The following is a 19,532-nucleotide window of genomic DNA, read 5'->3' as shown; positions in this document are numbered from 1 at the left end:
ACTCGAACGAACTACACCGACACGCGATCGACACCGACATCGGAGAACGACATGTCCCACAACACCCTGACTCTCGCGCCGCAGGCGCAGACCGTGCACACAACCTCTGCACGTCGACACGGCATCGGCTTCTGGGTGGTGGCCGCAGCGTTCCTCACGGCAATGGCGTTCTCCACCGTGCCGAGCCCGCTGTACCCGCTCTATCAGGTGCGCGACGGCTTCTCGACCTTCATGGTCACGATCGTGTTCGCGGCCTACGCCGTCGGCGTGATCGTCAGTTTGATTCTCGCGGGCCATGTCTCGGACTGGGTCGGCCGAAAGAAGGTGTTGATTGCAGCGTTGCTGCTCGAGTTGGTGGCTGCGGTGATGTTCCTCAGCGGCACCGCACTTCCGTTGCTTCTCGTTGCACGGCTCATCACCGGCCTCGGCGTCGGCGCACTCACCGCGACCGCCACGGCCTACCTGCACGAGCTGCATTCCACGCACCGACCGACCGCCTCCGGCCAGCGATTCGAGAAGGTGTCCACTGCCGCGAACATCGGCGGGCTCGGCGTCGGGCCATTGGTGGCCGGGTTCTTGGCGCAGTTCGTCGCTGCTCCCCTGCACACCCCCTACCTCGTGTTCGCCGTCCTGCTGGTCGTCGCCATCGTCGGTGTGACGCTGATACCCGAGACCGTGGCCGAGCCGGCGGAGCGGCCCGCTTACCACCCGCAGCGAATCAGCGCCGATCACGGTGATCGCGCCGGATACTTCGCCGCTGCCGCAGCAGGTTTCGCTTCGTTCGCAGTGTTCGGTGTATTCACCTCGGTGGCACCGGGATTCGTGGCAGGCACCCTCGACCACCCGTCCCGCGCCCTCAGCGGCGTCACTGTGTTCGCGGTGTTCGGCACAGCAGCCCTCGCGCAGACCCTGACCAGTCGCATGTCGAGCACGGCGAAGCTCTCGCTGGGCATCTCGGCCGAGGCACTGGGTCTGATCGCTCTCGTCACCGGGATGCACACCCTGAGTCTGCCGATGTTCCTGATCGGAGGCGTCGTGGCCGGAATCGGTGCGGGCGTGCTCTTCAAGGCGGCAGTGGGAGCGGTGGCCGCCATGGCCGCACCGGCCCAGCGAAGCGAAGCCCTCGCCGGACTGTTCCTCATCTCCTACCTCGGGCTGGGTATCCCGGCCGTGGGAATCGGAATCGCCACCCTCTCCATGTCGGCCACCACGGCCATGACAGGACTGGCAGCCATCGTTCTCGCGCTGCTCACGGGAGTGGCGATCCTGGCCCGACGGGCGTCGGCTGCGGGTCGCTGACGCGATGCTCACCCGACGAACCGACGTCGGGTAAGAAGCTCTCATGCCTTTCGCCGACGAACTCATCGGTCCGGACGCAGCGCGTGCGCTGCTCCGGACCGTTCGCAGTGCAGCGCCCGACGCCGATCTGTCACTGCTCGCCGGATCGGTCGATGGACTGGGTCCGCTGGCGCTTCGGGCCCGCGCCGATCTGCTGCGTGACGCACTTCTGACCGGGCTGCCCGGGGAGTATGCGACGTTCGCTCGCACCATCCGACGGGCCGCAGAGGATCCGGATTTCCAGGGCTGGTTGCTGTGGCCCGTCACGAGCGCCGTCGCGTCGAAGGCCGTCGAAGAGAAGACCTCGAACGCGTTCGACGACGGCATGTCCTTACTCGCCGAACTCACCGGCCGACTGACGTCGGAATTCGCCATCCGGACCTTCCTCCGGGCGGATTTGGATCGGGCTCTCGCCATCACGCTCGACTGGACGCAATCACCGGACGACCACGTACGCCGTCTCGCGTCGGAAGGCACCCGCCCGTACCTTCCGTGGTCGGTACGAGTCCCAAAAATTCTCGAGCGTCCCGGGATCACGGTGCCGATTCTCGATGAGCTGTACACCGACGACAGCGATTACGTTCGCCGTTCGGTGGCCAATCACGTCAACGACTTCAGCCGAGACGTGCCGGACGTGGTCGTCTCGACGGCAGCACGATGGCTCGGAGCTCCCGATACGAACACCGAACAGCTTGTGCGACATGCTCTTCGGACGGTGATCAAGAAGGGGAACTCCGATGCGCTTGCGCTGCTGGGATTTTCCCCGGCCGAGCTGGACGTGACCGGCCCTGACCTCGACGTTGCAGAGCTCCAGATCGGAGACGGCCTGGAATTCACCGCAACGATCAGCAACGTCGGCCTCGAACCCGCGAAGGTGGCCATCGATTACATCGTCCACCATACGAAGGCCAACGGTGCCATGACGGGCAAGACGTTCAAGCTGACGACCAAGACGCTTGCCCCCGGACAGAGCATCGACATTCGACGGCAACATTCGTTCCGGCCCTTGACGACGCGCAGGTATTACCCCGGCCCGCACTCCATCGAGCTCCAGATCAACGGCGTGACGTACGGCCGCGCTGAATTCGTGCTCGGGATTGATGCGAGTGAGTAGCGAGGGGCATCGGACGCTGATGCGCACGAACCGCATTCTCGATTGCGTCGCACGCAGTGACGAGCCGCCCACGCTGTCGGAGCTGGCTCGTTCGATTCAGGCACCGGTGAGCTCGACCCAGGACCTCGTCCGCGAATTGTGCGCACTCGGGTACTTGACGACGACCGGCAAGCGGTACGCCCTCGGACTCCGCCCGCACATGCTCGGAATGATCGCCGGATCGGCGACGGCCCCTGGAGTCGATCACGCCGAGCTGGTTCGCTTGAGTCAGGTGGCCAGAGCACCGATCGGCATCGCCGCTCTGGTGGGGCACGAGATCTTCTACCTCGACCATGCGGGGCCACGCGCACCCGACCACATCCAGATCGTGGCGGACGACCACCGCCCCCGACCCACGTTGCGTACCGCGGCGGGACGGCTCCTGCTGGCCCGCACCGACGAGCCCGTACGAGAAAGAATCCTCGACGGTCTGCGCGCGGACGACCCGGAGGGAGCCGCGCAGTTTCAGCGAGAGCTACCGACGATTCGTCGAGATCGGTTGGCCCGCAGCGACGGACTCGCCGATCCGGACATCGCCGCCATCGCCGTCCTCACCGCCGAGGCCACCGCGGCGCTGGTTCTGTTCGCACGACGCGCGCCACGACGTGGTCGAGTTCCTGCCCTCGAAGCGGCCGCTCGTCGCCTGCAGAACGAACTCGGTCGCTGAGTCACTCCCGTGCAGCACATCGGCTACGTCCGTACGGTCGAGGAGGTGCGAAGACAGTGGCGGTGGCTGGCGGTGGTGCTCGGCATCGCCGTGCTCGTAGCCACACCGTCGGTGATCGAGCGACTGCCCGTCGACGCGTCGGACATCGGTGCAGCGGAGCTGCTCTCCCGTGTCCAGTCCTCCACCGAGACCCCGTACTCGGGCTACGCCCAGGCGGTCGGCGGTGTCACGCTGCCGGTCACCGACGGGCTCGGCGGTCTGCCGGATCTGCTCGGCGACACCACTACTCTGCGGGCCTGGTACCGCGCCCCGGACAGCTGGCGCGTCGACACCGTGCGCCTCGCCGGTGAACGCGGTCTCTACCGGAGCCCCTCCCGGCTGTGGAGCTGGGACTACGAACAGAACACGGCCGTGGTGACCCCCGTCCCCGAGCCCAGCCTGCGCCTCCCTCGTGAGGCAGATCTGCTACCCCCGGAACTCGGACAGCGGCTGCTCAGTGAGGCGACAGCGGACGAGGTCACCCGGCTGCCGGACCGTCGAATCGCCGGCCGGGACGCTCCCGGCCTGCGGCTGATTCCCGCCGAGCCCCAGAGCACTGTCACCGAGGTCGACGTCTGGTCCGATCCCGACAGCGGCCTTCCGCTGCGGGTCGACGTGCTCGGCGGCGGAGCCTCGCGCCCCATCGTCAGCACTGCGTTCCTCGACTTCTCGTCGCAGATGCCCGACACCGAGACCGTGCGTTTCGTCCCGCCCCCGGGAACCGACGTGCAGCAGGAGGACGGCCTGGACATAGCCTCGTTCGCCGACGGGATCGACTCGGCCGGCCTTCCGTCGACGCTGTCCGGACTCGAGCTCAGAGACCGGGACCGATCCGGTGCCGTCGGAATCTACGGTCGCGGTGTGACGGAGCTGATCGCCGCTCCCCTGCCACGCCGCGCCGCGCGCGGACTCGTCGACCAGCTGCGGGAGGCCCCCGGCGCAGTGGTGACCGACAGCAGCGTTGCACTGTCGATCGGCCCACTCAACGTCCTGATCACCGAGCCCACCGGAGACCGTCGCCGATATCTGCTCTCCGGCACCGTCACCGCGGAGACCCTCGCCACCGCCGCCCAGGAGCTCGAAGGAGCAGCCACATGATCCGCACGACCGGCCTCACCAAGCGCTACGGGTCGGTGCGGGCCGTCGACGGAGTGGATCTCGACGTTCGCGCCGGCGACATCTACGGCTTCGTGGGAGCGAACGGTTCCGGTAAGACGACGACAGTGCGCATGCTGCTCGGGCTCGTCCTGGCCACGTCTGGTCAGATGCAGGTTCTCGGCGAAGAGATGCCGCGACGACGTACCAGCGTGCTGCCGCGGGTGGGTGCGCTGATCGAGAACCCGGCCGCCTACCCCAACCTCTCCGGACGACGGAATCTCACGTTGCTCGACGCGGCCGGGCCGGGCGGGTCCCGGCGCACCCGCGCAGCCCGCGTCGGCGAGGCGCTCGAGCAGGTGGGTCTCGGCGGGGTGGGACGCAGGCCGGTGAAGCAGTACTCGCTCGGTATGCGGCAGCGTCTCGGCTTGGCCGCGGCACTGATGCGTACGCCCGAGCTACTGATACTCGACGAACCGACCAACGGGCTGGACCCGCAGGGCATTCTGGAGATCCGAGAGTTGTTGCTTAACTTGCATTCTCAGGGCACGACCATCTTTCTCTCCAGCCATCTGCTGGCCGAGGTGGAGCAACTGTGCGACCGAGTGGGAGTGCTGGATCGGGGTCGTCTTCTCCTGCAGGATCAACTGTCCGCGTTCCAACAACCCACCGGCCGGGTGCTCGTGCGCACCCCGGATCCGGCCGATGCGTTGACGGTGCTGTCTTCCGTGGAGAGCGCTTCCGTGATCGAGCGAGATGGCCAACGGCTCGTGATCGAACACCCGGACCCGGCGTTGCTCAACCGTCGGCTCGTCGAAGGCGGGGTACGGGTGAGCGAGTTGATCCCGCAGCAGATGAGCCTCGAGCAGTCCGTGTTGGCCGTCACCGGCGCCAGTGCAGACCGAGTCGACTCTCCCGTCCGTTCGGCCCAGCCGGAGGTGACCGCATGATCGGCGTCGAGCTGCGCGCGATGCTGAGTCGACCGCGCACCTGGGTCGTCATACTCCTGCTCAATCTGCTGCCGACCATCGTCGCGGGCCTACTCGCACTGACCGACATCGGTCCGCGGCCCGGCGAAGGCCCCGCCTTCCTGTCCGCGGTGACCACCAACGGCCAGCTGTTTCCGCTCGCCGCGCTCGCCATAGTGCTTCCGCTGTTTCTGCCCGTCGCAGTGTCGGTCATCGCCGGAGATTCCATCGCCGGGGAGGCTCAGGCCGGTACGCTGCGCTACCTGCTGGCTCGACCGGTGGGACGAACGAAGCTGCTGTTCGCGAAGCTGATCTCGGTAGCGGCCTTCGTGCTGCTGGCCGTGGTGATCGTGGCCGCCGTCGCGTACGTCGTCGGTACGACGCTGTTCGACATCACGGCGTCGGCCGGCGTCTCCAGCGTGTCCGGCACAGTGCTGACCGATCAACAGGTTGCCGTGCGCACCGTCATCGCCGTGCTCTACGTGACTCTGTCGATGCTCGGCGTCGCCGCCATGGGATTGTTCCTCTCGACTCTGACCGACTCCCCACTTGCCGCGACACTGGGTGCGTTGGCGTTCCTCATCGCCAGCTCTCTGCTGCTGACCCTCGATGCCGCTGACGCCATCGCGCCGTACCTGCCGACGCGATACTGGTTGGCTTTCGTCGACCTGTTCCGCGATCCGGTGCCGACGCGAGACCTCGTCCGCGGTGTCGGGTTGCAGGGCGTCTACGTCGTCGTGCTGCTGGGTGCCGCGTGGGCGAACTTCACCACCAAGGACGTCACGAGCTGAGACGGCTGCAATCGGCAGCGCCGAGCTCGACGGTGGAATCGCCGTCCAACTGAGCGGCGACCATCGCGCCGACGAGAGGATCGCGGGGCAGGTTCCCGTGGTCGACGGTGGAGTCCGCACACACGCTCTGCACGGGGATGTCGATCGCCCCGTCGAGGCCGGCCGAGGTCGGCGGGTTCACCACCTGATCCACGTCGGTCCAGATCGACACCCACTGCGGCCCCTCCGGCGTCTCGTCGCCGGAGTTCAGGGCATCGAGCACCGAGCTGTCCGGGGCAAGCTGCTGGCAGGCCGTCGGGCACTGATCGGGCAAAACCTGGGCCGCCAGCCCCGCCACCTGCGTGCCGTGGTGCGGGGAGCCCAGGGTCACGATGCGTCGGGCCTGCTCTGCACCACCCAGATCGGCAGCCCAGATCCGGGCCACCACTCCGCCGGCCGAATACCCGACGACGTCGACCGAGGTCGCTCCCGTCCGAGTCAGAGCATCGTCGACGGCGTCTTCGAGGGTGCCGGCTTGGACGGTGAGATCGCCGACGCCACCGTCGGGCAGGCCCACCACGGTGGCGTCGCGGCCGTCATCGCGCAGTTCCGCGGCGAGCACGTCCAGTGCATCGGTGGATCCGCCGAACCCGGGAACCAGCAGCACCGGGCCGGGAACGGATTGGTCGACGCTCGCGACGGGGTCGTTCGTGCCACGCGATGCAACGAAGGCCGCTACGGCCGCGACGACCCCGACCAGGACGAGAGCGAGTACGACATACACGAGGCGACGACGGGCCGGGGCAAGGGAGGAGAACACTCCGTCCAGTGTGCCTGCGCGTCAGGCCTGTGGGCCGCTGCGAGCGACCGTGCACCTCGGATGGTTCGGCTTCGATCCCGGCGAGTTCGGTGCCGACATCCGGGTAGTCGCTCAAAGTAGGTCGGCGAACTCCGCGGCGATCTCTGCGTCTGTCATGTGGTCGCGGACGATGTCGAGGGGGCTGATCGGGTCGAAGTAGTCACTCGTGATCGTTTTCGAGGTGGGGTCGGCACCTCGAGCTCGGAGGACTCGGATGGTCGCGATTGCGTCGCTGCTTCCGTCGTTCTTGGGTGCCATGACCGCGCGGGCGAGGGCAGAGCGGCCGGACGAGTTGACTGCATTGACGTCGGCACCGTGATCGAGCAGGAGCGTGGTGATGTCCGCAAAACCCATCTGTGCCGCGAAGATCAACGGTGTCCACTGGTCGTTGTCTTGGGCATCGACGGCGGCACCGGCAGCGAGCAAGCGCTGCGCCTCGTCGGAATCGTTCTCCGACGCTGCGTAGTGAAGTGCAGTGCGGCCGAATTCGTCTCGATCGTCCACTACGTCATCCCCCGTGTTCATCCCCCGTGAATGGTTCCGGTCTCCGGTGAGGTCTTCGACAGCACATCTTCTCGGAAGAGACGGTGGCGCTGCGGAGGCTCAGGGCGTCTGCGTTTCAGCTTTCGATGGCGGTGATCGCGTCGACGGCGATGATGACGGTGACGTACGGGGATCCCGTGGGGACCTCGGTGAGGGCGACGGTGATGTGGCCACCGTCGTCATCGTTGTTGTCGACGGCCCCGATCTTGCCGACATGCTGGTGTCCGTCGATGGTGCTGATTCGGACGGGGGTTTCGGCATCGGAGTAGTTGGCGAAGATGACGGCGTCGATCATGTGGGTGTTCCTGTTCGTTCGGTGATGGATGTTGCGGGTCCGTGAGGCTGACGTGTCCAACGCTCGCCGGATCGGGATACGAAAAAGCCCCTCACTGATATTTCCGGTGAGGGGCTTCTAAGTCTGAGCCGCCTAAGAGAATCGAACTCTTGACCTTTTCATTACGAGTGAAATGCTCTACCGACTGAGCTAAGGCGGCGTGCCTTTCGGCGTTGGTGAGTCTAACGGAGCATCCCGACGAAACGAAAATCGCCTCCCCGCGGCCGTCAGCCGCCGAGGCCCAGACCCTCGACCGGTCCGCTGAGAAGAGTCTTGACGTGCCTGGTCAGGTCGTCGGCGAGCACCTCGGTCTCGCCGGCCTCGACGGCGTCGATCACCCGAGCTGCTACATCGCGTGGGTCGTTCTTCGGGACGTCGAGTTCGGCGATCATGTCGGTGTCGGTGTACCCGAGGTGGACGCCGACAACCAACGTGCCCTGTGGAGCAAGCTCGAGCCGAAGCGAGTTGGTTGCCGACCAGATCGCGGCCTTCGACGCCCCGTACGCACCGGCACCGCCGAGCCACGACAACACCGAGTGAATGTCGACCAACGCGCCGCCGCCGTTCGCTTTCAGGATCGGCGCAAATTCCTGCGCGATCCGCACCGCTCCGAAGACGTTGGTCTCGAACACCGCGCGGATGTCGTCGATCGACGTACTCAGCAGGGGAGATGATCCGGGCGCCCCGGCATTGTTGAACACGATCGACGCATCCGACGCGATATCACCAAGGGCTGCAACCGAATCCGCATCGGTGACGTCGAGCGCCACGGGTACCACTCGAGGATTAGACTCCTCACGTGGATTCCGCGCCGTCGCGTACACCTTCGCCGCTCCACGTTCGAGCAACATCTCGACCGTCGCCTTGCCCAGACCGCGCTGACCGCCGGTCACCAACACCGTTGCTCCAGAAACAGACACCATCGAACTCACCCTTACGACAGAGGTTAAATGCTTTTGACTATGTCAGTAGTAGTTGACCCGAGCGACATAGTCAAATACTGTTCACTTATGTCACAGACGCCGACTGAGCGCTTCCGCCTCGCACCGGCACCCGACGGCCTGCAGGTGGTGCAGAATCTGCTCAACACCAGGGCCATCGACGCCTACGGCCTTCCAGATCTTCTAGAGGACGGGAAGACGGCGTCGATCGTGTGGAAGACCACGCTCTCGGACGACGATGCGGCCGCGCTGCGGGCTCTGCGATCGGATGTCGAAGCGGCCATTGCCGGCGATCTGGCCACGCGTCCGGCCGTACGAGCAGAACTGATACCGAGCAGCGACGGCACCGTACGACTGCTGCCGACCGGCACCGGGGCCGACTACATCGCGTCGACGATCTGGTCCGAAGTGCTTCTCGCACAACAAGCGGATACGTGGCGTCGACTCAAGAGATGCAAGAACGAGGCCTGTGGATCAGCGTTCTACGACCGCTCCCGCAACAACAGTGGCGTCTGGCACGACGTGAAGACCTGCGGCAATGTTGCCAATCTACGAGCTTCGCGGGCGCGTAGAAAGAGCCGAACCTAACGCAGGACGTCACCGAGGGTCGCCACCATCGCATAGATAGCGAACTTGGGTTTTGCGTTGACCGCCAACGACTCTCGGCATTCGAGGATGGCCTCGATGCTCTTGAGCAGCGCTTCCGGAGAGACTGCTTTCGCCATTCGCTCCACCTGCTCGGCCATGTCCTGATGCGTGGCAGTCGCGGTCGATCCGTACGAACGCGCGAGGGCATCTCGATACAGGCCGACCAGATCCATCAGAGCCCGGTCCAGCGAATCGCGACCGGTTCGGGTGGCCCTGGATTTCTGCCGCTTCTCGAGATCCTTGAGCACACCGGCCGAGCCACGCAATGCTCCCGCTGCGCCCTTGCCGGTACCGCCTGCGCCGAGGGCCGTCCGCAATTCCTCGGTTTCGGCTTCGTCGCGGGAGGCACTCATTTCTTTGGCCTCGTCCTCGGCGGCCTTCACCAATTCCTCGGCCGCGAGATAGGCCTGATTGGGCCGAGCCGCGGCCGACGCCAGAGCCAGCGCACGCTTGCGCCGCGCACGAGCATCCTCGTCGGTGGCGAGCCGCCGCGCTCTACCCACATGGCCGCCGCTGATCGACGCGGCCCACTCCGCCGTCTCCGCGTCGAGCTTGTCGCGGGTCTGCAGCACCTGTGCGATGGCAGGCACCGTCGGCGTCACCAACGAGACGTGCCGGCATCGGGAACGCAAGGTCACCGAAATGTCCTGGGGATCGACCGACGGCGCGCACAACAGGAACACCGTCCGCGCCGGCGGCTCCTCGACGACCTTGAGCAACACGTTTCCGGCGCCCTCGGTCAGCCGATCGGCGTCCTCGACGACGACCACCTGCCACAGACCGGTACTCGGCCGACGCGACGCGATGGACACGATGTCTCGCATCTCCTTGGTGCTGATGCTCAGGCCCTCCGGCACCACGCGTCGCACATCGCCGTGAGTGCCCGCCATCGTCGTCGAACACGCCTGACAGTGCCCGCAGCCGGGAGTGCCCTCGGTGGTGCACTGCAACGCCGCAGCGAAGCACAGCGCCGCGATGGAGCGACCGGACCCGGGAGGGCCGGTGAAGAGCCACGAATGCGTCATCGCCGACGAGTCGACGCCCGTACGAGCAGCCACCGCGGCGGCCGTCAGATCGGCCTCGACATCTTCCTGACCGACCAAACGATCGAACACACCCGCCATGACGCCAACCCTAGTGGTCGAGACCGACTACTTCGGCGCGGGCAGGTACGGCTCGAGCGAACGCAGAATGTCCTCGGTCGTCGCGCATGCATCGATCGGTTCCGTGGGCTCGAAGTCGATCTCGAGCACATTCAGGCTCACGTCCCCTCCGGACGTCTCGGTCTGAGCGTTGCACGACTGGCTCTTCCCGTCGTCGTCGAGGGTCGAGCCGATTCGGAACACGTCGAAGGTGAAGGCACCTACCTTCTCCGACCGCACGTCCTCCAAATCCGGAGTCGACTGCGGATCGGAGAACATCAGGAAGTCCGTGACGGACATGGTCACCGACACCGAGTAGTCCGAACTGGTCCACACACAGACGCCGGATGTGTCGGGTATCTCCGGGGTGACCGAGTCCTTCAAATCGAGCGCGCCCTTCGGATCCAAGCTCGCGAGCGGCAGCGAACAGGGATCGAACAGCTCACCTGCCGGCACGTCCGGCCGAGACGACGACGGTGTCACCGAACCCTGCTCGGCTGCCGTCGCTCGACCCTGCACCACCTGAGAGCAACCGGTCGAGGTTGCGACGATGCATCCGAGGGCCACGAGTCCGATCAATCCGCGCTTCACGACGGTTCGACGCACCCCGACGACCGAATGTTCCCGCCGATCGCCGAACTCGACGTTGTGGACGCCACTTCTGTCGATTTCATCCGCAACGTCGAGCTCGCGGGCTATTCGCCGTCGGTCTTCTTCGCCGGCGCCTTCTTGGCAGCAGCCTTCTTCGTCGTCGTCTTGGCCGCCGTCGTCTTGGCCGCCGTCGTCTTGGTGGCGGTCTTCTTCGCAGCAGCCTTCTTGGCCGGAGCCTTCTTGGCAGCCGCCTTCTTGGCCGGGGCCTTCTTCGCGGCCGCCTTCTTGGCCGGTGCCTTCTTCTTCACCGGACCGCGAGCGCGCCTGTCCGCCAACAACTCCGACGCACGGTCGTCGGTGATCGACTCGACCTCGTCGTCCTTGCGCAGACTCGCGTTGGTCTCGCCGTCGGTGACGTACGGTCCGAAGCGACCGTCCTTGATCACCATCGGCTTCTCGCTGATCGGGTCGACGCCCAGTTCGCGCAGCGGCGGCTTCGCCTCACCCTGACGGCCGCGCCGCTTGGGCTCGGCGTAGATCTTCAGCGCCTCTTCGAGACTGACCGTGAACATCTGATCCTCGTCGGCGAGCGAACGAGAGTCGGTGCCCTTCTTCAGATACGGACCGTAGCGGCCGTTCTGAGCGGTGATCTCTTCCTTGGACTCCGGATCGACTCCGACGATGCGCGGCAACGACAGCAGCTTGAGGGCATCTTCGAGTGTGATCGTCGCCAATTCCATCGACTTGAGCAACGAGCCGGTCCGCGGCTTGGGGCCGGTGGCCTTCTTCGCCGCGGCCTTCTTGGCCGGTGCCTTCTTGGCTGCAGCTTGCTTCACCGCAGTCTTGACGCCGCCGCCACCATCACCGTCGCTACCGGTGGGGATCGGCACGATATCGGGCTGAGGCGGAGTCGGCTCGGGTTCCGGCTCCGGCAGGATCTCGGTGACGTACGGGCCGAAACGGCCTTCCTTCGCGACGATGTCGTGTCCGGTCAGCGGATCGACGCCGAGCTTGCGCCCCTCTTGCGGTGTGGCGAAGAGCTTTTCGGCGAAGTCGAGCGTCAACTCGTCCGGCGGAAGATCGTCGGGCAGGTTCGCGCGCTGACTGATCGGATCGCCGTCCGGATCGTCGTCGTTCTTCACCATGCGCTCGAGGTACGGGCCGTAACGGCCTACGCGCACATGGATTTCGCGGCCCTCGGAGTCGTCGAACAGACGAATGGAGTTGATGGTGCGCGCATCGATCTCTTCGAGATTCTGGCCCACCATCTTCTTCAGGCCACCGGAGCGCGCCACCGATCCCTCGGCACCGGTGTCGCCGCCGAAGTAGAAGTTCTGCAGCCAATTGCCCCGTCGCTCACGGCCTCCCGCAATCGCGTCGAGGTCGTCCTCCATGCCGGCGGTGAAATCGAAGTCCACCAGACGCCCGAAGTGCGCTTCCAACAACGCAATCACCGAGAACGCCACCCACGACGGCACCAGAGCACTGCCACGCTTGTAGACGTACCCGCGGTCGAGAATGGTCTTGATGATCGACGAATACGTCGACGGCCGGCCGATTCCCAGCTCTTCGAGCGTCTTGATGAGCGACGCCTCGGTGAATCGAGCAGGCGGGTTGGTGGTGTGACCGTCGGGATCGAGCTTCGTGGCCGTCACCGCCTGGCCTGCCTTCAACGCGGGCAGCCGCGACTCGGCGTCGTCGGTCTGACCGCCCGCCTCGTCGTCGACACTCTCGACGTACGCCTTGAGGAAGCCCGCGAACGTGATGGTGCGTCCCGACGCGGAGAACGTGCACTCCTCGCCGGTACCGGCAGTTCCGGTGATACGCAGCGTCAACGTGGTGCCGCGCAGATCGGCCATCTGCGACGCCACCGTGCGCTGCCAGATCAGCTCGTAGAGCCGGAACTCGTCGGTCTGCAATGCGGAGTGCAGCTGACCGGGAGTCTGGAACACGTCGCCCGCGGGACGGATGGCCTCGTGGGCCTCCTGCGCGTTCTTGACCTTGCGGGTGTACTGCCGCGGGGTCGGATGCACGTACTCGGGCCCGTAGAGCTCGGTCGCCTGCGCCCGTGCCGCGGAGACGGCCGATGCGGACAGCGACGTCGAGTCGGTACGCATGTAAGTGATGTAGCCGTTCTCGTACAGACGCTGCGCCACCCGCATGGTGCGCTCGGAGCTGAAGCGCAGCTTGCGACCGGCTTCCTGCTGCAGCGTCGACGTCATGAACGGCGGGTACGGCTTACGCGTGTACGGCTTGTCCTCGGCGGACGCGACGGTGAGGTCGACGCCTTCGAGCGCGTCGGCGAGGCGTCGGGCATGCGGTTCGTCGAGAACGGTGACCGACTCGGTCTTGAGCTTGCCGTCGGCCCCGAAGTCGCGGCCGGAGGCAACACGATTGCCGTCGACGTTGACCAGACGGGCTCCGAAACTGCGGGGGCTCGCGTCGGCACCGGCGTCGAGCGTGGCGGAGATGTCCCAGTACTCGGCGCTGCGGAACGCCATCCGCTCGCGTTCACGCTGGACGATGATGCGGGTGGCCACGGACTGCACTCGGCCCGCCGAGAGCTTCGGCATGACCTTCTTCCACAGCACCGGGCTGACCTCGTAGCCGTAGAGGCGGTCGAGGATACGACGGGTCTCCTGGGCATCGACCAGGTCTTGGTCCAGGTCACGGGTGTCGGCCGCGGCAGCGAGGATCGCAGGCTTGGTGATCTCGTGGAAGACCATGCGTCGAACCGGGACTTTGGGGTTCAGGGTCTCGAGGAGATGCCAGGCGATGGCCTCACCCTCGCGGTCGGGGTCAGTGGCGAGATAGAGCTCGTCAGCGTCCTTGAGCAGGCTTTTGAGCTCTGCGACCTTGCCCTTCTTCTCGGGCGAGACGACGTAGAGGGCCTCGAAATCGTGATCGACGTCCACACCCAGACGTGCCCAGGGCTCGCCCTTGTACTTGGCAGGAACGTCCGCGGCACCGCGGGGAAGGTCGCGAATATGGCCGACGGAGGCTTCGACGACGTAGTTGCTCCCGAGGTACGGGGCGATCTTCTTTGCCTTGGTCGGGGACTCGACGATGACCAGACGACGCGGCTCGGCGGAGCTGTCCCCCGTGCCGTTCTTACGTGCTGCCACCTTGCTGCCGAACCTTCCCTAGTGCGTTTTCACAGGCAGATTTGCCTGTCCCACTACTAACAGACTGACATACGTCGACCAAATACTCGCAGATCAGTCACATATCGGCCTACTGTGCGTGCGGCCAAATGGTACGTGCGTCCACGTTCGGAGGAGCGTCACCGACGTTCTCCGTCAGCCGCAACAGCCGACGTCGACCGGTGATTCTCAGTCCAGGATTGGAGCCGCGAGTGCCGATCAGCGTCGGCGCGATGCCCGCACGCATCAGCGACTGGGCGAGGACGGAATGGGTCTCCGGTGCGTGCGGATCGAGTCCGAGGACGTAGCGCTCGCCCTCGGCCTCGGGACGACCGGACGCGAGCACCCAGGCCCGAAGTTCGCGTGATCCGGGTATCCACCCGGCAGGGACGGCCTTTACCGCGCCCTTGGTCCACAGCGACGCCAGCGCCGACAATTCCGGAACCGACGCGGTGCGGACGAGAGGACGGTCTTCTTCGGACCGCCCCAGCTCTGCCCTCAGACCACATTGCTCGATGAGTTCGGCGATGGCATCCGCGCGCCATTGCGCGTCGACGACGACAGAGATACGGGCCGACCCCGGGGAGGTGACGACATGGCCGGTGGCAGCCAGCAGCCCACTGAGATCGGTCACCGCGGGCGGCAACGATTCGGCGGAGAAGAAGGACAGCTGGTTCACAGCATGGACATTAGGACATCGGTGGCCGCGCTCACGGCTTTCGCCGCACCCGGGTGGTTCGTGAACGCGTCATCCCCCTCCACCATCGACCCGAAAGGGTGCCGATAGAGAAGGGGGATGACGTGACTCGACTCGGAGGAGACGAGGATCAGACTGCGCGCACGCCCGTTGCCTGAGGACCCTTGGTGCCCTGACCGACCTCGAACTCCACGCGCTGGTTCTCCTCGAGGGTGCGGAAGCCGCTGCCCTGGATCTCGGAGTAGTGGACGAAGACGTCAGCGGAGCCATCTTCTGGTGCGATGAATCCAAAGCCTTTTTCGGCGTTGAACCACTTCACAGTTCCCTGTGCCATGCTTTTCCTTCTCTTTCTAACACCGGATTCGATGGAGCGCACTTTCGGTCCATCGGGCCGGTTCCGACCGCTGCACTTGTATGAATCCCCCTCAGGATTCCCCCTGATGGACGAGCTCTTCCAGTACCGCGCCCGCAACATGAGATCCTGCGAAGCGTAGAACGAACACAGAAGCTGCGACCGCGTCAAGTGAACCATGAACTCCGCGTTCGCAACAGTCGAAAACAGACCCTTTTCGAACAATTTGCCCGCGGTGTGGAAACGCACAACAGCACTCGGGCGAATTGCCGCCCTCACCAGCGCGTCAACGGCTCGTTTCGGGCTCGCGATAGCATGGAGAGCCCAGGTCGAATGGGTGGCCAGTAGATCGAACGAATGCTTGGAGACCGGCAGTGAGTGAGATACATCCGCACGGCGGTGCGGATGTCGGGAGCTACGGGCAGCGATTGTTGGACCGCGCGTTGGCCGGCTCGCCTGTGCACGAGAGCCCGCTGACCCACGTCGCCGAGTTGCCGGCACGCGCCTCCGTGTTCGCGGACTGGCCGTCGTGGGTTGGCCCGGAAGTGGTGCAGGTGATCACCTCTCGCGGAATCGCGCAGCCGTGGACGCATCAGGCGCGGGCGGCAACACTGGCCGCCGAGGGCAACCACGTCGTGCTGTCCACGAGCACCGCATCGGGAAAGTCCCTGGCGTATCAACTGCCCATCCTGACGACACTGTCCGCCGATGCGCGAGCCACCGCGCTGTACCTGGCTCCCACCAAGGCACTCGGTGCCGATCAGCTCCGCACCACCATCTCGATCACCGACGAATTACGTTCGGTGTCAGACGAACTCGCGGAGGTCTTCCCCAGCTCCTACGACGGTGACACACCGACCGAAATTCGCCAGTGGGCCCGCGCCAACGCGCGCTGGATCTTTACCAACCCCGACATGCTGCATCTCGGGATTCTCGGCTCCCACGAGCGATGGTCCCGGTTTCTCCGCAATCTTCGCTACGTCGTGGTCGATGAATGCCATTACTACCGAGGCGTTTTCGGATCCAATGTTGCGCTGGTGCTTCGCCGGTTGCGACGCCTCTGCGCTCGCTACGGCGCATCCCCGGTGTTCGTTCTCGCCAGTGCCACGACCTCCGAACCTGGACGAGCCGCGAGCCGGCTGATCGGAGCGCCATGCGAGGAAGTCACCGAGGACGGCTCCCCACACGGAGCCCGCACCGTCGCACTCTGGGAACCACCACTGCTGAAGGAGATCACCGGTGAGAACGGTGCTCCGGTAAGGAAGTCCGCCGGCGCGGAGGCGTCGCGCATCATGGCGGACCTTCTGGTCGAGGGTGCCCGAACGCTGGCATTCGTCCGATCCAGGCGCGGGGCGGAAGTCACCGCGCTGGGCGCTCAGAGAATTCTCGCCGATGTGGATCCGCAATTGGTCCGACGCGTCGCCGCCTATCGCGCAGGGTATCTGGCGGAGGATCGACGAAAGCTGGAATCCGATCTGTCCGACGGCACCCTGCTGGGAGTCGCCACCACCAACGCGCTCGAACTCGGTGTGGACATCGCCGGCCTGGACGCGGTCATCGTCGCCGGTTTCCCGGGCACCGTCGCATCGTTCTGGCAACAGGGAGGACGGGCCGGACGGCGCGGGGAAGGGTCGCTGTTGGTACTCGTCGCACGGGACGATCCCCTCGACACGTATCTGGTGCATCACCCGGCGGCCCTGTTGGACAAGCCCGTCGAGGCGACTGTCACCGACCCCACCAATCCGTACATCCTGGCTCCCCAATTGCTCTGCGCTGCAGCCGAACTACCGATCACATCGGCCGAGGCCGAGGAGCTGAGCGGGGAGTCGGTGCTCGAAGAGCTCGAGCTGAAGGGCTACGTGCGCAGGCGGCCGCACGGATGGTTCATCACACCCGAGGGTCAGCAACTGTCTCCGCACGGTGCGGTGAACATCCGCGGCGGCACCGGGGCGCAGGTGGCCATCGTCGATGGTGAATCCGGCCGCATGCTCGGTACCGTCGACGGCGGAAGAGCCCCGGCCACTGCACATCCCGGGGCGGTTCACATCCATCAGGGCGAGTCGTTCGTCGTCGACGAACTCGACCTCGAAGCCGGCCTTGCGTTGGTACACGCGGAGCAGCCCGAGTGGAACACCTCGGCCCGCGAGATCACCGACATCTCGATCACCGCGGTGCACGAATCGGTCGATTACGGCGAGGTGCGCGTCGCACTGGTGCAGGTGAACGTCACCCACCAGGTCGTCGGATATCTCCGACGCCTACTCTCCGGCGAGGTCCTCGACTCCATCGAACTCGACATGCCCGCGCAGACCCTCGACACCCGAGCCGTCATGTACACCATCACCCCGGAGCTGTTGGAGCACAGCGGCGTTCCGTACGAACGGTTCCCCGGATCCCTGCACGCGGCCGAGCACGCCGCCATCGGCTTGCTGCCACTCGTTGCCACTTGCGATCGCTGGGACATCGGCGGAGTCTCCACCGCCCTGCACCCCGACACCGGACTGCCGACCGTCTTTGTCTACGACGGATACGACGGCGGAGCAGGCTTCGCCGACCGCGGCCACGTGGCCATCGCCGACTGGCTGGGGGCCACGAAAGACGCCATCGTCTCCTGCGAATGCCAGACCGGATGCCCTTCCTGCGTGCAGTCACCCAAATGCGGAAACGGTAACGACCCACTGGACAAAGACGGTGCCATTCGAGTGTTGACGGCGGTGCTGGCGGCCATCACTCGAGAGGGGTGATGGGGCGGGTTTCCTCCTCGCAGGGTTCGCCGACGGGTTGGGGGCAAACGCGCGCGCATTCGGCATACGCTCGCAAATTTGCTGGGGTTCACCGGTCTATTTCAGCAAAGGCGCGCGCGTTTGCAGCCGAGAGGTGAGAAGGTGCGCCACCCTGCCTGTCGTCGCCGACACCCCGGATGGTGTGGTGGGAAGAGGATCAGCCCACAGAATCGAGACCGTCGCATGCCCATCACCCGGCAGATGCCCAACCCCGCCGACCTCCGTGACCTCCTGTCTTTCAAGAAGCCCGATCTGAACCTTCGTCGGCGACGCCTGAACGCCGCACTCACCATCGAGGATCTCCGCACCATCGCCCGTCGCCGCACTCCGCGCGCGGCATTCGACTACACCGACGGTGCCGCCGACGCCGAGATCTCGCTGTCGCGGGCGCGTCAGGCCTTCCGCGACGTCGAATTCCATCCCTCGATCCTGCGGGACGTTTCCCACGTAGACACCTCGACAACGGTGTTCGGCGGTCCCTCCGCTCTTCCGTTCGGTATTGCACCGACCGGCTTCGCTCGCCTGATGCAGACCGAGGGCGAGTACGCCGGTTCGGCGGCAGCCGGGGCTGCAGGAATCCCGTTCAGCCTCTCGACGTTGGGCACCACGTCCATCGAGGACGTCAAGGCCACAACCCGAACGGTCGAAACTGGTTTCAGCTCTACGTCATGCGCGACCGTGACATCTCGTTCGGGCTGGTCGAACGCGCCGCGAAGGCAGGCTTCGATACACTGCTGTTCACCGTCGACACACCGGTCGCCGGAGCTCGCCTCCGTGACAAGCGCAACGGATTCTCCATCCCGCCGCAGTTGACCGCGTCGACCATCGCCAACGCCATTCCGCGTCCATGGTGGTGGTGGGACTTCTTGACCACCCAGAAACTGGAATTCGCGTCGCTCACCTCCACCGGTGGCACAGTCGGCGAGCTGGTCAACTCAGCGATGGACCCGTCCATCTCGTTCGAGGACCTCGACGTCATCCGTAGCATCTGGCCCGGCAAGCTGGTCGTCAAAGGTGTTCAATCGGTAGCAGATTCAATCCGACTTGCCGAACTGGGAGTCGACGGGATCATCCTCTCCAACCACGGGGGCCGACAGCTCGATCGCGCTCCTGTTCCCTTCCACCTGTTGCCTCAGGTGGTGCGTGAAGTGGGTTCCGAGTTCGAGGTAGCCGTCGACACGGGCATCATGCACGGTGCCGATATCGTCGCCTGCATCGCGATGGGAGCATCGTTCACACTGGTCGGACGCGCGTACCTGTACGGCCTGATGGCCGGCGGGCGAGCCGGCGTCGACCGCATGATCGAGATCCTGCGCGAAGAGATCATCCGCACCATGCAACTGCTGCAGGTCAATTCACTCGCGCAGCTTTCCCCGGAGCACGTCACCCAGCTCACCCGGCTCGCTCCCCTGCAGTCAGGTGCCCCCACGTTCACGCCACGCTGACCGACGCGGACGGGCGGGCGTCCG

The 19,532-nt window shown here is 65.5% G+C and carries 17 protein-coding genes, 1 tRNA gene and 2 pseudogenes; 9 read left to right on the top strand and 11 right to left on the bottom strand.

What is annotated here, in order from left to right; genetic code table 11:
- The first annotated feature begins 51 nt into the window (after window positions 1–51).
- Genes ACFI9K_RS07185 through ACFI9K_RS07160 form a run of 6 tightly spaced genes read left to right on the top strand, consistent with a single transcriptional unit; the run spans window position 52 to window position 6,051 of the window.
- Window positions 52–1,299 (top strand): MFS transporter, encoded by a 1,248-nt coding sequence (locus ACFI9K_RS07185; protein WP_462662864.1) that lies wholly within the window; start codon window positions 52–54, stop codon window positions 1,297–1,299.
- A 43-nt stretch (window positions 1,300–1,342) separates the two neighbouring features.
- Window positions 1,343–2,452, top strand: a complete 1,110-nt coding sequence (locus tag ACFI9K_RS07180; RefSeq protein ID WP_462662863.1) for a DNA alkylation repair protein — start codon at window positions 1,343–1,345, stop codon at window positions 2,450–2,452.
- Entirely contained in the window at window positions 2,445–3,158 is a 714-nt protein-coding gene (locus ACFI9K_RS07175; RefSeq protein WP_462662862.1) for a helix-turn-helix domain-containing protein, read from the top strand. Before ACFI9K_RS07180 ends, ACFI9K_RS07175 begins: the two co-directional genes overlap by 8 nt.
- Window positions 3,159–3,203: 45 nt before the next feature.
- On the top strand, window positions 3,204–4,295 hold the full coding sequence (locus tag ACFI9K_RS07170; protein ID WP_462662861.1) for a LolA family protein: 1,092 nt from the start codon (window positions 3,204–3,206) through the stop codon (window positions 4,293–4,295).
- Window positions 4,292–5,242 (top strand): ABC transporter ATP-binding protein, encoded by a 951-nt coding sequence (locus tag ACFI9K_RS07165; RefSeq protein WP_462662860.1) that lies wholly within the window; start codon window positions 4,292–4,294, stop codon window positions 5,240–5,242. The genes ACFI9K_RS07170 and ACFI9K_RS07165 overlap by 4 nt, the downstream gene beginning before the upstream one ends.
- Window positions 5,239–6,051, top strand: coding sequence for an ABC transporter permease (locus ACFI9K_RS07160; RefSeq protein ID WP_462662859.1), 813 nt, complete (start codon window positions 5,239–5,241; stop codon window positions 6,049–6,051). The genes ACFI9K_RS07165 and ACFI9K_RS07160 overlap by 4 nt, the downstream gene beginning before the upstream one ends.
- Here the strand turns inward: ACFI9K_RS07160 and ACFI9K_RS07155 are convergent.
- The 5 genes from ACFI9K_RS07155 to ACFI9K_RS07135 all read right to left on the bottom strand — a co-directional run bounded on the left by ACFI9K_RS07155 (window position 6,041) and on the right by ACFI9K_RS07135 (window position 8,689).
- Window positions 6,041–6,850 carry a lipase family alpha/beta hydrolase gene (locus ACFI9K_RS07155; RefSeq protein WP_462662858.1) on the bottom strand — a complete coding sequence of 270 codons (810 nt, stop codon included), beginning with the start codon at window positions 6,848–6,850 and terminating at the stop codon, window positions 6,041–6,043. The two genes, ACFI9K_RS07160 and ACFI9K_RS07155, sit on opposite strands and share 11 nt — an antisense overlap.
- Window positions 6,851–6,961: 111 nt before the next feature.
- A complete protein-coding gene (locus tag ACFI9K_RS07150) occupies window positions 6,962–7,414 on the bottom strand; it encodes an ankyrin repeat domain-containing protein (protein WP_462662857.1) in 453 nt (150 codons plus the stop codon).
- A 94-nt stretch (window positions 7,415–7,508) separates the two neighbouring features.
- The gene (locus tag ACFI9K_RS07145; RefSeq protein ID WP_462662856.1) at window positions 7,509–7,727 is read right to left on the bottom strand and encodes a hypothetical protein; all 219 of its coding nucleotides are present in this window, start codon (window positions 7,725–7,727) and stop codon (window positions 7,509–7,511) included.
- Between the two features lie 126 nt (window positions 7,728–7,853).
- Window positions 7,854–7,926, bottom strand: a tRNA-Thr gene (locus ACFI9K_RS07140).
- 67 nt (window positions 7,927–7,993) lie between these two features.
- Window positions 7,994–8,689, bottom strand: coding sequence for an SDR family oxidoreductase (locus ACFI9K_RS07135; RefSeq protein ID WP_462662855.1), 696 nt, complete (start codon window positions 8,687–8,689; stop codon window positions 7,994–7,996).
- Window positions 8,690–8,776: 87 nt separating this feature from the next.
- Here ACFI9K_RS07135 and ACFI9K_RS07130 point away from each other — a divergent pair, with 87 nt between their 5' ends.
- Window positions 8,777–9,295, top strand: coding sequence for a CGNR zinc finger domain-containing protein (locus ACFI9K_RS07130; protein ID WP_462662854.1), 519 nt, complete (start codon window positions 8,777–8,779; stop codon window positions 9,293–9,295).
- Here the strand turns inward: ACFI9K_RS07130 and ACFI9K_RS07125 are convergent.
- The 6 genes and pseudogenes from ACFI9K_RS07125 to ACFI9K_RS07100 form a co-directional block, all read right to left on the bottom strand.
- Entirely contained in the window at window positions 9,292–10,428 is a 1,137-nt protein-coding gene (locus ACFI9K_RS07125; RefSeq protein ID WP_462663026.1) for a DNA polymerase III subunit delta', read from the bottom strand. The two genes, ACFI9K_RS07130 and ACFI9K_RS07125, sit on opposite strands and share 4 nt — an antisense overlap.
- Window positions 10,425–10,463, bottom strand: a pseudogene (locus ACFI9K_RS07120) (hypothetical protein). Before ACFI9K_RS07120 ends, ACFI9K_RS07125 begins: the two are co-directional and overlap by 4 nt.
- A 43-nt stretch (window positions 10,464–10,506) precedes the next feature.
- Window positions 10,507–11,088, bottom strand: coding sequence for a DUF3558 family protein (locus tag ACFI9K_RS07115; protein ID WP_462662853.1), 582 nt, complete (start codon window positions 11,086–11,088; stop codon window positions 10,507–10,509).
- A 104-nt stretch (window positions 11,089–11,192) separates the two neighbouring features.
- A complete protein-coding gene (topA, locus tag ACFI9K_RS07110) occupies window positions 11,193–14,213 on the bottom strand; it encodes a type I DNA topoisomerase (RefSeq protein ID WP_462662852.1) in 3,021 nt (1,006 codons plus the stop codon).
- Window positions 14,214–14,322: 109 nt separating this feature from the next.
- Window positions 14,323–14,910 carry a hypothetical protein gene (locus tag ACFI9K_RS07105; RefSeq protein WP_462662851.1) on the bottom strand — a complete coding sequence of 196 codons (588 nt, stop codon included), beginning with the start codon at window positions 14,908–14,910 and terminating at the stop codon, window positions 14,323–14,325.
- 148 nt (window positions 14,911–15,058) lie between these two features.
- On the bottom strand, window positions 15,059–15,262 hold the full coding sequence (locus ACFI9K_RS07100) for a cold-shock protein (RefSeq protein WP_005248460.1): 204 nt from the start codon (window positions 15,260–15,262) through the stop codon (window positions 15,059–15,061).
- A gap of 392 nt (window positions 15,263–15,654) precedes the next feature.
- Between ACFI9K_RS07100 and ACFI9K_RS07095 the strand changes: the two genes are divergently transcribed.
- Window positions 15,655–18,024: a DEAD/DEAH box helicase gene (locus ACFI9K_RS07095; RefSeq protein WP_462662850.1), complete on the top strand. Its 2,370-nt coding sequence runs from the start codon at window positions 15,655–15,657 to the stop codon at window positions 18,022–18,024.
- Window positions 18,025–18,246: 222 nt separating this feature from the next.
- Window positions 18,247–19,508, top strand: a pseudogene (locus ACFI9K_RS07090) (alpha-hydroxy acid oxidase).
- Window positions 19,509–19,532: the final 24 nt, after the last annotated feature.

The organism is Rhodococcus sp. PSi06, from assembly GCF_054960675.1.
Note: the sequence above shows the minus strand (reverse complement) of the source record. Positions and strands in the feature narration are given on the sequence as shown.